This window comes from Salinispira pacifica (assembly GCF_000507245.1).
In the GTDB taxonomy this organism is placed as follows: Bacteria; Spirochaetota; Spirochaetia; order DSM-27196; family Salinispiraceae; genus Salinispira; species Salinispira pacifica.
This window is the reverse complement of sequence record NC_023035.1, coordinates 3,015,754-3,028,795: the sequence shown is the minus strand read 5'-3', so window position 1 is coordinate 3,028,795 and position 13,042 is coordinate 3,015,754. Positions and strand designations below refer to the sequence as shown.

Below are 13,042 nucleotides of genomic sequence, written 5' to 3'. Positions count from 1 at the left end.
GCCGGCTTCCCGGAGCTGGGCGGCCGGTTCAGCTTTTGCCTTCGAACCACACTTTGGTGGATTTCGCGAAGGCGTCACCCTTGGCAATTCCAAGATACCAGAGAAATGCACCGATAATATAGGCCAGGGCAACGCCTATGGCTGCTAAAAACCACATCATGTTGCCGGTTTTATAGGCTTCGGCGCTGAAATTGATGGACAGGATAAACGGAATGGCCAGTACGAAGGTCATGCCCGATGCATAGGTGTAATCCGAGGCCACAGGGGTTTCAAACTCCGGATCCAGTACTCTCAGAAGGGCAAGGCCGGTGGACAGCGTTCCGGTGGATACCCCGAATATGAGCAGGGTGCGGAGAAAACGGTGGTCGCTGAATGCCCTGGATCCCATCCACGGAATGATGGCAAGGGTCATGGCGGCGCCTGCAATCCCCACAACCAGGATGGGAATCCAGTACTGGGCCACAATCACGATGCTGATGGCGGCGATGGAACTGGTTACCATCAGGTCCACAGAAATCCCCGAAACCCGGTTGAGGGTACGTGACTCAAGAATATGATCCGCCTTGAACAGGGCGAAGATTTTCCGCATGAGCATTCCCATCATGGCACAAAAAATGAAGCTGATACCCCATAGGTTTGTGGCCAGTTCGGATCCTGCTTCCCCCAGAAGTCCAAGAAGAAAGCCCAGGCCATGAAGGAAGAGATAGGTCATGAGATAGGTGAACAGAACGGTCACCACATTGAATGTGAGGGTATCGATTGCTTCCGGCTGGGTGGTCTGATACGAACCGACGGGCAGTTCGCTTCCTTTGGGGTAGATACCGGTACGCACATCAGGCCCCTTGATGGATCTGATATATTCAGGGCTGATCCAGTGTCGTTTTACGCCGTAGTTGATGAGAAATATCCCTCCGAAACTTGCAAGAATAAATCCCAGTGCGGCAAAGGTGAGGCCCACGGTTCCCGCATTTTCAATACCGAACAGCTTCCATCCTTCCCCTATTGCGAAGGCCTGGCCGGGGCCCTGGGCATATCCCAGGGGAAGCAGCAGTCCGAAACTGTGAAACAGATCGGGCATAAAGCTGTGGATGAATATCCAGGTGAAGGTGAGCCCTAACAGCGCCTGTAAACCGAACTGGCTCAGAATACCCATGGCGGTTGCGGTGATATTCCGCCGGGCACCCTGGCGCTTGAAGGGAGGCCGGAGGGTGAGGGCGATAAAAGATATGCTGAGAAGATGATAGGCAAACTCACCCAAAAAATCCTGGTTCATTCCGATAAGGGGGAGAACATAGTTGAATAGCGGGAGAAGGATAAAGCCGGCAATAATGGAATTGGGGATAAGAAAGCGCTGGAAAAAGCGAACCCTGGAACGGATAAAGCTTGCCAGCAGCAGTGCAGCGGATATGATCCCTGCATGAATGAAAAAATCCCAGTTGAACAACATAATGTACCTGCCTTTTCGCCTGGCGGGCGATTCCCCGCCGCTGTTTTTACTTCGCCTTTACTGGGATTTTTCATCTTCTCTGGTCGGGTACTGTGGAGAGGATTGAAACTTCCTCTTTCGGGCAGCCGTTTGATGTTTGAAAAAAAGCAATAAAAGCATATAAAACTAACAGGTAAACCCCGAAGCTGTCCAGTTTTTCCTGTGTGGGAGCCGGCCGGTTCTTCCCGCAGTTTTTATGGCAGTCTTTATGGCAGACTTTGTGACACTTTTTACACAATTGCCCTGCTTCATGATATGATCGATTACATGTTTCACTCCGGTATCAGCGTTCTGCATTTTCAGGAACTTGATTCAACCAACGCATATGCCGTTTCCCGTCTTGGGCAGCTTTCCCACCACAGCCTGATTATCAGTGATATCCAGACCGCTGGCCGGGGAAGACAGCAGAGACATTGGGATTCCTCGTTTCAGGGGAATCTCTATATGACCCTGGTGGAAAAACAGGTTCCCCGGCAACTGAATCCCGCAAATTTCACCCAGCTGATGGCGGTATCCGTGCGTTCGGCGGGCCTGGAAGCGGGATATGATCTCCGGATTAAGTGGCCCAACGATCTCATGCTGAAAGGCGGGAAAGTTGGGGGAATTCTTAGTGAGGCACGGTTTCGGGGGCAGAGCTTTGCCGGTCTGGTGATCGGTCTGGGGGTGAATTTGAAGGAAGCTCCGGTTCTTCAGTCCGATGCTCCCTACGCCGCAGTAAGCTTTGCAGATTCCGGTGATGAATCCGGCAGGGCACAGCCGCTCGAACGGGATGAGTTCGCTGCTTCGGTGATTCGGCACTATATGGAACGCTATGAGAATTTTCTCGAATCAGGCTTCCGTGCCATCGCCCGGGAGTACCGGGCGGGTCTTTCCGAATACCGCCGGCCGGTTTTCATTGAGAGCGACGGATTCAGCAGGGAGCACAGGTTTGAGGAAGTGAATGATGCGGGAGAAATTGTGGTTCGAAGCCCCGAGGGACAGCTTCGGACTATTCAGGCAGGCGATGTGCGCTGAAAAGCGGAATATGGAGCACGGATCACAATTCGGTTGTAAAATGGCAGCAGACAGGATTACGGAAAATAATTTTTCGGAAAAGAACAGAACAGAGAAAAGAACATAACAGAAGAGAAAGGCGGTGTCGACGATGTCTGGAATAATAACAGGTGTGAATTTCATGCTGATTGGAATGGGAGCGGTGTTTGTGTTTCTGCTTCTGTTGGTGGGTTCCATGCTGCTGTTACAACGTGCAGCCGCCGGCGGTGATTCGGCGGCTGAAACGGACATCCGGAAAAAGGCGGCAGCAGCCGCAGCGGCATATCGTTTTCGAAGCAGGGGAAAGGGCGTATGAAAAAAATAGATGTAATGATCACTGCCTTCAGGGACGGGTTCCAATCCGCTTATGGGGCGCGGGTGCTTACGGATGATTTTCTTCCGGCGGTTGAAGCCACCAGGGAGGCGGGAATAACCCATTTTGAAGCCGGTGGAGGAGCCCGATTTCAGGCACTCTATTTCTACTGCAATGAAGATGCATTCACCATGATGGATCGGTTCCGGGAAGCTGCTGGGCCTGATGCAAATCTTCAAACCCTTTCCCGGGGGGTTAATGTGGTGGGACTGGATTCCCAGCCCAGCGATATCATAGAAATGCATGCCCGGCTGTTCAAAAAACACGGTATCACGACCATCAGGAATTTTGATGCCTTGAATGATGTGAATAACCTTATTCCTTCAGGCAGCTATATTCACAAAGCCGGACTGCGGCATGAAGTGGCAGTTACTCTTATGAGCCTGCCTCCTGGAACCCCCGGTGCGGATACCGCACACACTCCGGAATTTTATACCGCCACATTGCAGAGGATTCTTGATTCGGGTGTTCCTTTCGATTCGGTCTGCTACAAGGATGCCTCGGGAACATCAACCCCCCGGACGGTCTATGAGTCCATCCGTGAAGCCCGCAAGATTCTTCCCCCGGAAATTCCCCTCCGCTTTCACAGTCACGATACCCTGGGAACCTGTATTCCCCAGTATCAGGCGGCCATTGAGGCCGGAGCCACGGGGATCGATCTATCCATGGCCCCTGTCTCCGGAGGAACCTGCCAGAGCGATGTAATCTCCATGTGGCATGTGCTGCGGGGAAGTGAATTTGATCTGGGTATCGACATTGAGAAAATGCGGGAAGCGGAGGAGGTATTCAAGGATTGCATGAAGGATTACTTCGTACCCCCGGAATCCAAAACCATTGAACCATTGATCCCGTTTTCACCCATGCCCGGAGGAGCGCTCACCGCCAACACCCAGATGCTCAGGGACAACGATATGTTGGATTCATATCCGAAGATCATCGAAAAGATGCGGGAGGTGGTGAAGCTGGGAGGCTTCGGCACCTCGGTGACTCCGGTGTCCCAGTTCTATTTCCAGCAGGCCTTTAACAATGCCATCTTCGGCGACTGGAAAAAGATTGCCCAAGGATATGGAAAGATGGTGCTCGGCTATTTCGGAAAAACTCCCTTTCCCCCGGACCCGGATGTGGTTGCCGAGGCTTCGAAGCAGCTCGGACTGGAACCCACAACCAAAACTGTGCTGGAGCTGAACGATGCGGATCCTTCAAAGGGGCGAAAGCCGGCGGTTCTGATGCTCAGCGAAGCGGGAATCGAGGAAACAGAAGAAAATATTTTTATCGCTGCAACCTGCAGGGAAAAAGGCATACAGTATCTGAAAGGGGAGGCGGTCCTGGGAATCCGCAAAAAGGCAGGGGAGTCCGGCGAAAGCCGCCCTGCAGCTCACCCAGAAACGCCCGGGCAACCCGGCGGAGGCGACGGGCTTCAGCAGCTGCGGGTGCAGGTTGACGGGCAGGAATTCCTGGTGAACTTTCTCCCCGATGGATCTGCAGAGGTGGACGGTCAGAAATTCAGGATGCAGATAGACGAAGAGTCAGGAAACGATCGGAGTGCGACGGTTTCTGCTTCCGGCTCCGGGGAGAAGCGGCAGCCGGAAGGGGGAAAGACGGTTGCACTGGACGCCCCCTTGGCGGGTACCATTGTAAGCATAGCCAAGTCTCCGGGGCAGCAGGTTGCCGCCGGGGAGACAATCTGTGTGCTGGAAGCCATGAAAATGGAAAACGAGGTGAAAGCCCCGGAAACCGGTGTGCTGGAATCATTGAGCGTAGCCCGGGGTCAGAAAGTTGCTTCGGGAACCCGCTTGGCGGAGATTCGCTGCAGCGGCATCTCCAGGGGGTAACATGGAATTTCTTCAGTCTATGCAGCAGCTCTGGCAGTCCACCGGACTGTATGGTTTTCTCAACTCTGAAGTATTGATTTTCGGACTGGTTCCCGGTGAACTGATTATGATCCTGGTCGGACTGGGACTTCTGTATTTGGGGATTGTGAAGAAGTTCGAGCCCCTTCTCCTCCTGCCCATCGGGTTCGGAGGCATTCTGGCGAATATTCCCCTTGCGGGAATCGCCGGTCCGGAAGGGTTTCTGGGAATAATATATAATTTCGGTGTTTCCAACGGTCTGTTCCCCCTGCTCATTTTCATGGGGGTCGGGGCCATGACGGATTTCGGTCCGCTGTTGGCCCATCCGAAAACCGCATTACTTGGAGCGGCGGCCCAGTTCGGAATCTTCTTCACGTTCCTTGCGGCTCTGGGGCTCTCGGATCTGCTGCCGGTGGTAAATTTCAGCATACGACAGGCGTCGGCAATCAGCATCATCGGAGGTGCGGACGGGCCCACGGCTATTTATGTATCCACCAAACTGGCGCCGGAACTGCTGGGTGCGATTGCGGTGGCAGCCTATTCTTATATGGCTCTGGTTCCCATCATACAGCCGCCCATCATGCGGGCGCTCACAACTTCAGCGGAACGGAACATTGTAATGACCCAGCTCCGTCATGTCTCCAGAACCGAAAAGGTGATCTTTCCCATTCTTGTGCTGGGACTTTGCATTCTTTTTCTTCCCGATGCCACCCCTCTCATCGGAGCGCTGATGTTCGGTAATCTGGCAAGGGAAAGCGGAGTGGTTGACCGGCTCTCGGATACCATGCAGAACGCTCTGATTAATTCGGTGACCATATTGCTGGGGCTGGCAGTTGGAAGCAAGCTCCAGGCGGATAAATTCCTCATGCCTGAAACTCTGGGAATTATCGTATTGGGGCTGATCGCATTCTCCATCGGTACAGCAGCAGGGGTGTTGCTGGGAAAACTCATGAATCTGCTTTCCCGGGAACCGGTAAATCCTCTCATAGGAGCGGCCGGCGTCTCCGCAGTACCCATGGCCGCCCGGGTGGTCAACAGGGTGGGGCAGGAGGAAAATCATCAGAATATGCTGCTCATGCATGCAATGGGCCCCAACGTGGCAGGAGTAATCGGTTCTGCGGTGGCTGCAGGAATTCTCATAGCCCTGAGCTCCCCTCTGTAGTGTATGCCGACAGAATTCCGTTTTTCTTCAGATTTTATGTTTTCATGAAGCTGCGGTTGGCAAAATATTTCTGACTGAATTACAATCTCTTTAGGGAGTGTATGTGGCTGCTACATTATTACGTACCATTCGTCTGATGCAGACTGCGGTAGACCGTCTTGAGCTTCCGGTTGAACTCAAGGACGTAGAGCGTCTGGGGATTATGGTCAATAAGGCCATGTCCACTCAGGCGCGGAATTTTCATACTGCCGAACATGTATTTAATCTCGCCCGTCAGGATCAGCCTCTGCAAATTCTGGCTGCTCTATTTCATGATATTGTGTATTACAGTATTGATCAGGGATTTATACCCGAGATTGAAGAGATCCTCATCAACTATGTCTATATTGATGAGGGTGATATTGTAATCCGGGAGGATTTGGATCCGGGACATTCCTGTATTCAGGCTGTGCTTGCAGTTTTCGGTTTTCAGCCCGGGGATCATCTGCCCGCCTTCGGAGGGATGAATGAGTGTCTCAGCGCCATGGTGCTGGTTCATGAGCTGGAACCCTTCATGAAGCGCATCGATTTGCTGCAGGTAATCTGCAGCATTGAGGCCACCATCCCCTTCAGAAAACCCGACGAGAACGGTAACACCCCCCCGCAGCGTCTGGCATCCAGAGTCGCCGACCTGAACAAGGCCAGAAAAATGGGGCTGAAAGAACCGGATATCACCTCCATGGTTCAACATGCGGTGATCTTCGCAAATACGGATGTTGAAAATTTTGCAGAGCGGGAGGTAGCCGCATTTCTGGATAACACCTGGAAGCTTCTTCCCGAGACCAATCCATCCCTTCGAACCACAGGACTGTATACGGTGAAAAATTACCGTATCGCCCTCCAGAAGATGGAGGGGTTCATGAACTTTCTCAACCCGTCGCTGATCTTCACCTCATACAAGGGCGTACCCGGCGAGGAAGATCTGAAAGATCTGAATTACCGGGCCAAGCGGAACGTATTGGCCGCCAGGGACTATCTTGGAGTGAAGCTTCTCACAACCGGAGTTCTGGAGGCTATTGCGGATATTTCCGGCGGAGATGTTCCCATTGCACTGTTAATGGGGGATATATCGGACGCACAGAGCATCGATCATTTCGAATCCATGCTGCCCCATGCTGAGGTGCAGAAAGGAGCTGCCATCGGCTCGACCGTGTATTCCCTTTTGGCGGAAGGGAGAAATTCAAACACCAATTTTGATCTTAACCGCAGCCCCTTGGCAAAACATATATATCTCCACATTGGCTCGGCGGCTCTGAAGGATTATCTGGCCACATTAAAAGAAATGTTCGACGGCATCCGAAGTCCTGAAGATTTTCTGGACACTCTGCCATCCAATCTCATTTTGCCGGTAATACGGGCCTGTGCCGAGATGGCCTTCACCCGGCGTGCCATTCTCAACGCATTTGCGGATTCGCGGGAAGCGGCGAAGGGTGCCGCCGGATAGATCCTTTCCATCCGGCATTTTTGCAGCCCCGTAAGTGCCCGATGCCGGCAGCCTGTTGGGGGCCGCCGGCGTGGGATCCGGCTCAGTTTTTCCTGTACACTCCGTATTCCAGAGCTTCAAGTCGGGTTTCCCCGTTCAGCTGAACCGGGGTATCGCTGAACAGTTCGGTGTAGCTTCCGTGGAGCTCCGGCGGAAGGCCCGGTACCGCAGTTTCGTTCCTGGTATTCACCAGAATGAGAAGTTCACTGTCCAGGGTCCGCCGGACATAGGCAACGGTATCTTCTGAGTTATCCAGACGAATCCTCCGCATATCACCGAAACGCAGCGCATCCTCGTTCTGCCAGATTTCTCCCAGTCTGATATAGAAGTCCCTGACCTGGGGATTCATGCTCCAGTCATAATTCCATTTATCGAAGAACGCCCAGCTTTCCTCATTCCCGATCTCCTGTCCGTTATAGACCAGGGGTACACCGGGCATGAACATATGCGCCACTGCCATGGCCATTGCCCGTTCCTGGGAGCCGAACAGCACCGGAGGAGCTGCATCCCAGGCGGTCTCATCATGATTTGTGATGAATCGAAGATATGATGCCCCTTCAATATTTTCCATCTGACGTTCGGCGCCGGCCACAAAAACGCCTGCACTTTTTCCCTGGGCGGTATTTTTGAGCCATCCGTAGGAATCCCAGCTGTAGATCAACTGATATCCCGCCGCACGTAATCCGGGGTCATTTGTTTCACCCAGAAACAGCACCGGTTTAACTTCCTTTACCCGGGGGATGCTTTCCATCCAGAAATCCGCCGGAATCATGGAGGCGGTGTCCACCCGGTATCCGTCAATGTTATATTCGGCAACCCAGTATTTCATAACCCGGGTGAGTTCCTCCCGGAGTTCCCGGTTGGAAAAATCAAGATCAGCCACATCGGACCAGTCCTCCACCGGGGGAACCATGTTGCCGTCGGCATCCCGGGTGTACCACTCAGGATGTTCCTCCACCCAGGGATGATCCCAGGCAGTGTGATTCACCACCAGGTCTATGATAATATGCATGTTCAGACCGTGTACTGCGTCCACCAGGGCCTGGAAGTCCTCGCCGCTGCCGTAAGCCGGATCCACCGCATAGTAATCCCGAATGGAGTAGGGCGAACCGAGTCTGCCTTTTCGCTCCTCCTGGCCGATTGGGTGGATGGGCATGAGCCATATAGTTTCGACTCCCAGCTCCCGAATTTCCTCAAGCCTGGGAATGACTGCCCGGAAGGTTCCTTCAGGGGTGAAATCCCGGACAAACAGTTCGTAGACCAGGCCTTCCTGAATCCATTCCGGCTCCAGCCGTGTTTCCTGAACCACATCCGATGGCCTGCTGCCCTCTGCTGCGGGGGGCAGGGATGTGGCGCAGCCGCTGAATATCAGCAGAACCGCAGCAAGCAGAACTGAATAAAGCAAAGCCGTCGGAGATGGCCGGCAGCCCGGGATTGTTCTCCGGGTAAACAGTGTAGTATTTTTTTTCATGATCCTTCCTTATGGGGGGAATTCCCCCGCTTTCAGGGTTTTTGTAATGAAAACAAGCTCCCGCAGAATACCAGCTGAATTCCCGGTCAGCAAGCTTTCGTTTCGTTCATCCACCTATTCATTCATTCCCGGACCCCTGACCAACTGTTTCCGGGCAAACCTCTCCCGGATACCCTTCTCCGCGATATCCTTGTCCCGGATATCCCCTGCATTCCGCCGCAATTTCCCTTGACCGGCAGGAGACAATTAACTATGTATTCAATATATGTTCCTGGTTAATCAGTTTTTCAGAATATTCCTCTCCGCCGCTGTGATCTTTTTCCTTTTCCCTTTGCAGATATTGTCCGCCCATCCTCATATCTGGATAGACGTTGATGCAGTGCCGGTGGAAAAGCAGGGGCGTCTTGAAGGAGTGCGTCTGGAATGGCGTTTCGATGAGTTTTACAGCAGCGGTTTTCTGGTGGATTTTGATGAAAACCGGGACAGAGCCTTTCAGCCCGAGGAAGCCGATGCCATCTATCGCGAAGCATTCCGGCATCTGCAGGAAGGAGGATACTTCAGCTTTCTCCAGATAGACGGGAAAACCCTGCCTGTTGATCAAGCCTACGATTTTCATGTGGCTTTCAGCTCCGGTCAGGTGGTGTATCAGTTTACACTGCCGTTGAGGTTGGAGGATGTCCGGCAGTTGGAGCAGGGATCAACTCTGGGGGTTACAAGTTTTGATGCCACCAATTATATTGCTTTTTACATGATCGATCCGGGCGGGAGCATGGGAAACGGGGTGCGTCTGGAAATGTCACAGGGATATGAATACAGCACCAGGGAACTGCGCTTTCGTCACAGCGGCGGAAGGGTATTCCGCAGCAGGGGACGGCTCATACGGGACCTCAGATAGCTCATACTGGACCTCAGATAACAGAGCCGGATACGGCGGCTGTTCCGGGTTCAGCCCGGGCTTCCGCTTACGTGTGTCTGAACTTCCTCTTCATGATGTTCGTCACAGGCAAAAAACACCGCTTCACAGCTGTCGCATTGCTGAAGAGAATGGTGCTTGAGAAATTCATTCAGGTGAGGCTTCTGTGCCTGGGTGATCTGCCCGGTTCCCTGGCAGAGAGGACATGTGCTGTCCAGGGCTGCAAGCAGAGCCTGCCGGATAAACTGGGAGCGGTTGGGAAGCTGTTTAATTACTTCCGCCAGATCCTCTTCAACCTTGAAACTGATAATTTCCTGTTTTTTTGACATAGATCCCCCGGTGTAACGGCATATAGTATTACAAAGTAATATTATAGCGTGAAATGCCCGATAGATCAATTCCCCTCCCGGTAGAACGGGTTTCCCCTCCCCCGGTGGCAATGAGTCTCCGTGCCGGTGTACGGCTTTCCGGGCCGCCCGGGTCTATCGGAACAGGTGCACGATTTCATCCGGCTCCATGTATGAATCCCGGTCCATGCTCTCCAGCGCAGCTTCTCTCTGGGATTTCAGCCGCTCTTCCAGGCTGGGCTTGTCCACCTCATAAAATATCCCGCTGTACAGAGGATCCCGGGAATAGGCCATCCGGAACGCCTCCATTTTGTCTTCCCTGTCATGGCTTTCCGGCAGTTCTTCCCAGCCGGTTTTCAGCTGATCCCAGGGCATGGCCTGGTAGGTTACACAGGGACTTACGATGTGGACCATGCTCATCCCCTTGTGCTCCACGGCCCGGGTCATCACCTCAAGCATCTGCTTCTGATTCAACGCCTGCACCCTGGCAATAAAGGAAATACCGTAGGAGAGGTACATTGGAATGGGCTCCAGGGGATCGTCCTGGGGGCCGAACGGGGTGGTTTTGGTGCGAAACTCCGGTTCTGTTGTGGGGGATGTCTGACCTTTGGTGAGACCATAGATGTTGTTATCCATAATGATATAGGTGAGATCCACATTTTTCCGGGCAGCATGAACGATGTGCCCTCCGCCGATGCTCAGACCGTCTCCGTCTCCCCCCACGGCGAAAACTGTCAGATCAGGCCGTGCGGCCTTCACTCCGCAGGCAGTGGGAAGAGCCCGGCCGTGGGTTCCATGGAGACCGTATACGTTAAAATAATGGCTGAAGCGTCCGGAACATCCTATGCCGGAAATCATTGCCACATTCTCTTTGGGAATCTCAAGAGCTTTCAGGGCTTTCAGCAGAGAATTATATACCGCATAATCCCCGCAGCCGGGACACCATATGGGTTTCACCGTGGGTTTTTTATACCAGTCTCCGGCGGTTTCAGGCTTGTGTGATTGCTTCTTCATCTGCGATCCTCGCTACTTTTTCTATGCTTCTGTAAATTTCCTCGGGATTAAAGGGCACCCCCTGGCATTTATGCACCTCGATGGCTTTCACCCTGAATCTGGCAGTAATAAGATGGGCGAACTGGCCGGTTATATTTTCCTCCACAATGATCAGGTAATTCAGATGCATGAGAAAACGGGCTATCTGCCGCTCCGGAAGGGGGGATATGGTGTGGGGGTGAAGGTGGCGCACCGCAATTCCCTGCTCCAGGGCCATGTATCTGGCTTCCCGGATTGCACCCTCGGTGGAACCCCACCCGATAATGCCGATTTCCGCATAGGGATCTCCGTATATTTCCAGGGGGTTTTTCTCCAGGTCCCTGCTGATGCTGAAATGTTTCCGCCTCCGTCTCAGGCTCATTTTCAGATGGTTTCCCGGGGTCTGGTCGGCTCTGCCGTATTCGTCATGTTCCAGGCCGGTTGCAAGGTATTCTCCGCCGGAAGTTCCCGGGCGGGACATGGCTGCAACCCCGTCTTTGGTATCCTCATAGCGGCGGTAATCCTCCAGTTCATCCTCCATGGGAGCCAGACGGGATACAATTTCCACAACATCCGCCTTGGGCACCTTGAAATGCTTCCGGATATTGTGATTATCAATGAAATTGAAGCGGTTGAAGTCGGGCATTTTTACCGTGGCTTTCCGGTAACCGATTGACTGATCCAGGAGAACAATAACCGGAAGCTGGTAGCGCTCTGCAAGGTTGAAGGCCCGTATGGTCTGATAAAAACTGTCCTCCACTGTTGTGGGGGCAAGAATAATTCTTGGACTTTCCCCTGCCCCTCCGTAGACTGCAAATTTCAGATCAGACTGTTCGGTCTTTGTGGGGAGTCCCGTGCTGGGACCGCCCCGCTGCACGTCGATGATCACCAGCGGAGTCTCCAGCATGGAACCCAGGCTTATCTGTTCCGCCATGAGCTGCAGTCCGGGACCGCTTGTGGGGGTTATCACCTTTTCCCCGGCAAAGGATGCGCCGATGATGGCCGATATGCTGGCAATCTCATCCTCCATCTGCAGAGCCGTGCCCCCCACCAGGGGCATGAGGCGGTAGAGGGTTTCGAAGATGGATGTTGACGGGGTGATGGGGTAGCCTGCCACGAAGCGGCAGCCTGCGGTTATTGCCCCCAGCGCCACAGCCTCGTTCCCCGAGAGAAACATGTAATTCTCTTTAGCTGGAGGCCCTGAAGCCAGAGAGAAACGGGGTTTGATGGCCTGCTCCCGGCCGTAGGCGTACCCGGAGTCCAGGGCCAGGAAGTTTTTCTCCAGAAGTTCCCGGCCTTTCTTGTTAAAACGGTCTTCAAGGAGCTTGCGGGATACTTCGGGCTCCACCCCGAACAGATGCCCCAGTACTCCAAGGGCCACTGCATTTTTGGTGCGTACCGAACTGCTGCTGCTTTTCGCCAGCTCGGTGAAGGGCAGGGGGATCCGTTCATAGCTGCCGCTTTCTTCCGGTTCCACTTCCCGGGGATCGTAGAACAGTACTCCCCCGTCTTTAATATCTTCTATACTCCGGTTATACCCCCGCTGGTTAAAGGCGATGAGGTAATCCACTTTGCTGCCCAGGGAGTAGATGGTGTTATCCCTGACCCGGATCTGAATCATGGAGTAACCGCCTTTCATCTCTGCCGGATAGGTGATGAAGGTGAATACATGGTATTGAGTTCTGGATGCGGCCCTGGCGAACAGTTCACCGCAGCTGATCACCCCTTCCCCCGCTTCTCCTGCAACCCGGATAATAAAATCCACGTTGGAAACAAAGTCCTGCTGTTCCATGGCAAGCCTCCTGGTACACCTAATATCATATGCGGGAATTTCAGGATGTAAAGAGAAATTTC

11 protein-coding genes are annotated in these 13,042 nt (G+C 53.3%); 6 read left to right on the top strand and 5 right to left on the bottom strand.

Annotated elements, in window-relative coordinates; all coding sequences use genetic code 11:
* Positions 1 to 28 precede the first annotated feature (28 nt).
* The gene (locus L21SP2_RS13240) at positions 29 to 1,447 is read right to left on the bottom strand and encodes a sodium/glutamate symporter family protein (protein ID WP_024269054.1); all 1,419 of its coding nucleotides are present in this window, start codon (positions 1,445 to 1,447) and stop codon (positions 29 to 31) included.
* A 306-nt stretch (positions 1,448 to 1,753) separates the two neighbouring features.
* Between L21SP2_RS13240 and L21SP2_RS13235 the strand changes: the two genes are divergently transcribed.
* The 5 genes from L21SP2_RS13235 to L21SP2_RS13220 all read left to right on the top strand — a co-directional run bounded on the left by L21SP2_RS13235 (position 1,754) and on the right by L21SP2_RS13220 (position 7,386).
* The gene (locus L21SP2_RS13235) at positions 1,754 to 2,500 is read left to right on the top strand and encodes a biotin--[acetyl-CoA-carboxylase] ligase (RefSeq protein ID WP_024269053.1); all 747 of its coding nucleotides are present in this window, start codon (positions 1,754 to 1,756) and stop codon (positions 2,498 to 2,500) included.
* Between the two features lie 130 nt (positions 2,501 to 2,630).
* A complete protein-coding gene (locus tag L21SP2_RS18140) occupies positions 2,631 to 2,834 on the top strand; it encodes an OadG family transporter subunit (protein WP_024269052.1) in 204 nt (67 codons plus the stop codon).
* Entirely contained in the window at positions 2,831 to 4,723 is a 1,893-nt protein-coding gene (locus L21SP2_RS13230) for a biotin/lipoyl-containing protein (protein ID WP_024269051.1), read from the top strand. Before L21SP2_RS18140 ends, L21SP2_RS13230 begins: the two co-directional genes overlap by 4 nt.
* A gap of 1 nt (position 4,724) precedes the next feature.
* Positions 4,725 to 5,903 (top strand): sodium ion-translocating decarboxylase subunit beta, encoded by a 1,179-nt coding sequence (locus tag L21SP2_RS13225; RefSeq protein ID WP_024269050.1) that lies wholly within the window; start codon positions 4,725 to 4,727, stop codon positions 5,901 to 5,903.
* A 103-nt stretch (positions 5,904 to 6,006) separates the two neighbouring features.
* Positions 6,007 to 7,386: a hypothetical protein gene (locus L21SP2_RS13220; protein ID WP_024269049.1), complete on the top strand. Its 1,380-nt coding sequence runs from the start codon at positions 6,007 to 6,009 to the stop codon at positions 7,384 to 7,386.
* Between the two features lie 82 nt (positions 7,387 to 7,468).
* Here the strand turns inward: L21SP2_RS13220 and L21SP2_RS13215 are convergent, their stop codons facing one another.
* Positions 7,469 to 8,896 (bottom strand): alpha-amylase family glycosyl hydrolase, encoded by a 1,428-nt coding sequence (locus tag L21SP2_RS13215; protein ID WP_024269048.1) that lies wholly within the window; start codon positions 8,894 to 8,896, stop codon positions 7,469 to 7,471.
* A gap of 265 nt (positions 8,897 to 9,161) precedes the next feature.
* On the opposite strand from L21SP2_RS13215, the gene L21SP2_RS13210 reads away from it, so the two are divergent.
* The gene (locus L21SP2_RS13210; RefSeq protein ID WP_024269046.1) at positions 9,162 to 9,791 is read left to right on the top strand and encodes a DUF1007 family protein; all 630 of its coding nucleotides are present in this window, start codon (positions 9,162 to 9,164) and stop codon (positions 9,789 to 9,791) included.
* A gap of 50 nt (positions 9,792 to 9,841) precedes the next feature.
* On the opposite strand, the gene L21SP2_RS13205 is transcribed toward L21SP2_RS13210, so the two are convergent.
* From L21SP2_RS13205 to L21SP2_RS13195, 3 genes are all read right to left on the bottom strand, one after another.
* On the bottom strand, positions 9,842 to 10,138 hold the full coding sequence (locus L21SP2_RS13205; RefSeq protein ID WP_024269045.1) for a ribbon-helix-helix domain-containing protein: 297 nt from the start codon (positions 10,136 to 10,138) through the stop codon (positions 9,842 to 9,844).
* A 153-nt stretch (positions 10,139 to 10,291) separates the two neighbouring features.
* A complete protein-coding gene (locus L21SP2_RS13200; protein WP_024269044.1) occupies positions 10,292 to 11,170 on the bottom strand; it encodes a 2-oxoacid:ferredoxin oxidoreductase subunit beta in 879 nt (292 codons plus the stop codon).
* Complete coding sequence (locus tag L21SP2_RS13195) at positions 11,145 to 12,980, bottom strand: 2-oxoacid:acceptor oxidoreductase subunit alpha (RefSeq protein ID WP_024269043.1); 1,836 nt, start codon at positions 12,978 to 12,980, stop codon at positions 11,145 to 11,147. Before L21SP2_RS13195 ends, L21SP2_RS13200 begins: the two co-directional genes overlap by 26 nt.
* Positions 12,981 to 13,042: the final 62 nt, after the last annotated feature.